The sequence below is a fragment of the Pseudomonas sp. genome (assembly GCF_035277045.1).
Classification (GTDB): Bacteria; Pseudomonadota; Gammaproteobacteria; order Pseudomonadales; family Pseudomonadaceae; genus Aquipseudomonas.
This window is the reverse complement of record NZ_DATELE010000285.1, coordinates 1-4,196: the sequence shown is the minus strand read 5'-3', so window position 1 is coordinate 4,196 and position 4,196 is coordinate 1. Positions and strand designations below refer to the sequence as shown.

Annotated in this window: 5 protein-coding genes; all 5 read left to right on the top strand. The window is 60.8% G+C overall.

Features of this window, described 5'->3' with window-relative positions; all coding sequences use genetic code 11:
* Positions 1-774 precede the first annotated feature (774 nt).
* Entirely contained in the window at positions 775-1,008 is a 234-nt protein-coding gene (locus VJS90_RS19850; protein WP_324123337.1) for a hypothetical protein, read from the top strand.
* Positions 1,009-1,100: 92 nt separating this feature from the next.
* A complete protein-coding gene (locus VJS90_RS19845) occupies positions 1,101-1,391 on the top strand; it encodes a DUF3077 domain-containing protein (protein ID WP_324123336.1) in 291 nt (96 codons plus the stop codon).
* 136 nt (positions 1,392-1,527) lie between these two features.
* The gene (locus VJS90_RS19840) at positions 1,528-1,656 is read left to right on the top strand and encodes a hypothetical protein (RefSeq protein ID WP_324123335.1); all 129 of its coding nucleotides are present in this window, start codon (positions 1,528-1,530) and stop codon (positions 1,654-1,656) included.
* Between the two features lie 319 nt (positions 1,657-1,975).
* Complete coding sequence (locus VJS90_RS19835) at positions 1,976-2,974, top strand: ATP-grasp domain-containing protein (protein WP_324123334.1); 999 nt, start codon at positions 1,976-1,978, stop codon at positions 2,972-2,974.
* A 77-nt stretch (positions 2,975-3,051) separates the two neighbouring features.
* Complete coding sequence (locus tag VJS90_RS19830) at positions 3,052-4,191, top strand: trypsin-like peptidase domain-containing protein (protein ID WP_324123333.1); 1,140 nt, start codon at positions 3,052-3,054, stop codon at positions 4,189-4,191.
* Positions 4,192-4,196: the final 5 nt, after the last annotated feature.

The following is a 4,196-nucleotide window of genomic DNA, read 5'->3' as shown; positions in this document are numbered from 1 at the left end:
GTGCGACGGATGATTTGTCGCTAGCCTCTCATTGCCCGAATCGCCATATTCAGGCAGCCCCTGAAGGCGTTCGATATCACGGCTCGGTCTTCTAACTTACCTTCAGACTTACCCTAAAGAGCACAGGATGCCCACATTGCTCCCTGCGGCGATCGCGCAAACTGGTAGCCATGTGTCCCGGCTAGTGCTTCGCCCTCGTTTCGCGGCACAAGGCACGCTCCCACAGAGCCCGGCTATGCCGGGCTGGGCGGCTGCGTGGGTAGGGGACAGTCGCTCTCTCAAGGTCCACGGGTGCGGCGTCACAGAGTAAGTTCAGGCGGGTCTATGGGTGGCACTTTGCTGAGCACTTGATGAGCGGTGAGTACGAATCTCTTTCGGTTGGGTCGTCGGTGAGGGCAAGCCATACGCGCTTTTCGCGTCCGAAACATTAAACAGATTCTAGAAATGCGGTGATTTATGTTTAAAGAACTTCCGATTTATCCTCTATCTTGTAGGACATTTCCGAATTACCCTGATACCGCCTTTGAGCGCTTGCGGTGGTCATGTTGCGGGTCTAGTCTCGGCCGGTCGTTGCAATTCAACGATCGGCTTTGACAGGCCGGAATATCAAGTAAACCGCAATGTGCGTCGCGTTATGGCGGCTGTACGTGGGGCACTTCGGTGCGCCGGTTTTTCTTACTTTTTCCGGTCTGTCAACCCGCGTATAGCTGCCACCTTCCTGACTGACAGCGGGGCTGTGGCGGCTTAACCACTCAAAAAAGGTAAGAGTTCGCCATGTTGAAGATCGTCCCAGATCCACCACAATCCACCGATTCACCTACTTCCATCGAAGCCTTGCTTCTCCAGACCTCGGAATACCTGGTCTGCGCTTTGACCGTCGCGGAACAGACGGTGCTGCTCAATCCCAAACCTGCAGGGCAGGTGATGACCTTGGCCGCGATGCATGAGATTGAAAATGCCCAGACCTTGGTCGAGATGGCATTGGCTCGGGTGCGGGTCACGCATTGAGTCAGTCAGACCGAGCTGGATTCAATCGCGGGACAAGCCCGCTCCCACAGGGACTCGCGTGCGCGCTTGGACGCGTGCGATGGAGGTTACGTATGAGTAGCAACACGAAGCTTGAAGATTTGAAAACGTCTGGCGTCGGCACGTTTGGCGAGGGCCTGGGCGGCAAGATAGCTGACCGGCTGTTCAAGGTGATGCCAGGGCACGATGCGCTGCATGCGATGCAGCAGGCGACAGCGATGATGGACTGCGTTTACAAGATGACGCTCGAAGCCGGTGTGGAGGGCAATGGTCAGTACGTTTGGGGTGTGCATTACCTCAGCGGGATGGCCAAGGCGCTGATCGAGGATGTGACACACGGGATGATGACTGAGCCGGTGCGTTAGTCCTGTAAAGTCGATGGCGAGGGCGAGCTATGCTCGCCTTCCGCCTTCCATGTCGCGGGACGAACCTGGGCTGGGCTTTGGTTTTTGAGACCGAGAAGGTTCCATGCACAAGCCAAAACACGAACCTGAGCCAATCATGGCTGCGCGCATGCGGGTAGAAGCTCGCGGCATGCTGGCGATGCGAGCTGACAAGCGCCGCCGGTTTCTGGACGTAGTATTTTCCAGCGGCCGCGAGTTCGAGCCAGTAGGTCGGCTGGCCGGCTAAGGATACCGTCAGAACGCTTCCATTTATCGCCGTGGAAGAGATCTTGACGACGACTTCAACAGGCGGTCATGGCCCCGCATGGAGCAAAGTCCTGCCATTTGGCTGCGGGCTGGCGCATTAGCGCTCTGCCGTGCCTAAGCTATTAATATGCCGCAACAATTTCCCCTCACTCCCACCCTCCACGCCACTCCACGACACCCAGGGAAACGCTCATACTAGCGTCCTCTTGAAGCCGCCACTCCATCGCTGCTCTAACGCCTAATGTCCGGACCCCCCAGTGGTCCGCTAGCCTATAGCGCCACACGCAAGGTATTTGCACATGATCTGGTTTCTGGAAGGGCAGGCCTCGCAGCGCGACATCATTCTCGGTGCCCTCGAGGCCTTGCCCCCAAGCGTACGGGTATTCGCGTCCCACAGATGGGACCGGCCCGAAATCACTAGCCTGGCTCACGTGAGCTTCCAGGAGCCTGAAGACAATGCAGAACGCGTCGCGTGGGTCATCCGCACGGCGCTTGAGCATTCGGTAAAGGTCGTGGTCGCCGGACGCGTGGGGGCATTCTACGAAGCACATCGCGATGCATTCGAGGCGGCGGGGCTAACCCTCGTCACGGGCGGCGCAAGCCCGCGCACCTTCGAACTGGTGGACGACAAGGCCAGGTTCACGGCCGAGGCCGAAGCGGCCGGTCTTTCGTGCATCCCGGCCATCACGGTACTCAACGCGGATCAGCTGCGCGCGGCGCATGCGGTGTTCAGCGCCAGTGGCGAGGTCTGCATCAAGCCGGTGGTAGGCATCTACGGTCAGGGCTTCTGGCGGTTCAGGGCGGGTGTCGATCCTTTCCGGTGCTTCGCCAATCCGGATGCGAGGGAGGTCGACTTCGAGACGTATCACCGCATCTATGCAGCCGGGGCCGAAAGGGAACCTATGCTGGTAATGCCGTACCTGCCAGGCCCGGAGTGCTCCGTGGACATGGTCTGCGAGGCGGGCACGGTTGTTGAGTATGTGGGTCGTCGCAAGGCGGGCATCCACCAGACCTTCGAGCGCGACACGGCGGCAACCGAGCTGGCAATCGCCGCGGCGCGGCATTTTGGCTGCGACGGGATCATCAATGTGCAAACCCGCGACGATGCCGAGGGCAAGCCGCACCTGCTTGAAATCAATCCGCGCTATTCCGGGGGTGTGGGCTACACGCGCGCCACCGGGGTCAACCTGGCGGGCACCTTCGCGACCCGCCGGCTGGGCTGTCCGGAACCTGAAAACAACTGGATAGACGGCGTGCGGGTCAAGGCGATTACGGTTGCCGTCCCGATTCCGGGTTGATATTAAAATGCCGTCTTTCTTGGTACGCTTGTTACCTGATCTCTCGACAGGGAGTCATTCCACTCATGGAGCGAGACATGCTGACGCCGGGCGCGAACATTGCCCTGGGTTCGCCTAGAGCCTGCTGGACACTGGAGTCCTCCCATCTCACCGCGTTCGGTTCGACGGCTGCGGTGGCGCTGGTTCCGGTAGACGAAAAGCGCGCGCCGCGCGGGCCTGCGGCGCTGTTTCAGACCGAGCAGTCAACGTGGATGTCCTGGAGCGGTACCCCGGAGCGTATTGGTTGCACGCTCGAACTGGATCGCCTGCCAGCGGGCAGCGACCGCGTGCTGCTGGTCGTCTACCGGTACTCGAACCTCGGTCCTGTCAGCGCCCTGAAGGCGCTAACGCTTCAGATCAACGAATCTGTCCTCTACACGCTCGACGTGACCGCCCAGGGCGAGAGCGCGCTGGTGCTGGGTGAGTTCTATTGCCGCGCGGGGCAGTGGAAGTTTCGCGCCCTCGCGGAAGGGTCCGCCTACGGGCTAGCGGCTTTCGGCCGGCGCATCGGGCTGGACATCGACGAATCCAACCCTGATCACCCTGACCGTCCCCACGGCAACCCACGACCTGGGGACAGCGGCGGCTGCGCCAGCGGCACCGGCTTTGCCGTTTCGGCCAGCACGGTGCTGACCTGCGCGCATGTTATCCAGGGCATGACGTCCATCGAGATCAATTCGTTCAACGGCCGCCATCGTGCGGAGCCTGTCATGGTGGACGAGACCAACGATATCGCCTTGCTCCGTGTCGACGGCGCGCACCTGCAGCCGGTTCGCTTCGCGGCAGCGACGGGGTGCTCGCTGGGCGATCCGGTCACGGCCGTCGGTTTTCCGATGGCGGGGCTCGCAGGCGGTGGCGCTCATGTAACCCAGGGCGGTGTCTCGGCGCTGTTCGGCCTGCGCAACGATGTCAGCCTGATGCAGTTCACCGCGGCGATCCAGCCGGGCTCCAGCGGAAGCCCGCTGTTTGACGCCCGGGGGAATGTGGTCGGGATGGTCACGTCCACGCTGCCGGATGCGCAAAACATGAACTTCGCAGTGAAATCGCACTTGCTCGCTGCGTTCCTCGAGGCGTGCCACATTCCTGTCACGCTGAACGAGTCCAATGCCACCAAAACGCCAGCTGATATCGCCAGGGGTATTCAGCCTTCGCTCTGGAAAGTTGAAGCGCGCAGCTAACGATA

Bases quoted from the DNA above. Each gene is read 5' to 3' on its own strand.
- VJS90_RS19850 (WP_324123337.1), top strand. From the start codon at position 775: ATGTTGAAGATCGTCCCAGATCCACCACAATCCACCGATTCACCTACT.
- VJS90_RS19845 (WP_324123336.1), top strand. From the start codon at position 1,101: ATGAGTAGCAACACGAAGCTTGAAGATTTGAAAACGTCTGGCGTCGGC.
- VJS90_RS19840 (WP_324123335.1), top strand. From the start codon at position 1,528: ATGGCTGCGCGCATGCGGGTAGAAGCTCGCGGCATGCTGGCGATGCGA.
- VJS90_RS19835 (WP_324123334.1), top strand. From the start codon at position 1,976: ATGATCTGGTTTCTGGAAGGGCAGGCCTCGCAGCGCGACATCATTCTC.
- VJS90_RS19830 (WP_324123333.1), top strand. From the start codon at position 3,052: ATGCTGACGCCGGGCGCGAACATTGCCCTGGGTTCGCCTAGAGCCTGC.